This is a genomic window from Burkholderia sp. BCC1998, from assembly GCF_905339875.1.
Lineage (GTDB): Bacteria > Pseudomonadota > Gammaproteobacteria > Burkholderiales > Burkholderiaceae > Burkholderia.
This window is the reverse complement of sequence record NZ_CAJPHE010000122.1, coordinates 1-219: the sequence shown is the minus strand read 5'-3', so window position 1 is coordinate 219 and position 219 is coordinate 1. Positions and strand designations below refer to the sequence as shown.

General features: G+C 61.2%; 1 protein-coding gene. It reads right to left on the bottom strand.

The features are described from left to right. Positions 1-25: 25 nt before the first annotated feature. Positions 26-219, bottom strand: a 194-nt coding sequence (locus tag U5A56_RS37070; protein WP_321927441.1) for a transposase domain-containing protein, incomplete at its 5' end; no start/stop codon positions are given.

Below are 219 nucleotides of genomic sequence, written 5' to 3'. Positions count from 1 at the left end.
GTATGCGGTCTTTTAACGACGCCCTTCAGAGGTTGAGGGCGGCAGGCATACTCCAAGGCATGAGATCGGCGTAGTCGTCGGCGGTTGCAGCGAGCGGCAACCTGGTGAACAGCCAGACCAGATAGCGATACGGCTCGACGCCGTTCGCCTTGCACGTTTCCACGAGGGAGTACAGATTGGCGCTGGCCTGCGCGCCGGCAACCGTATCGGAGAACAACC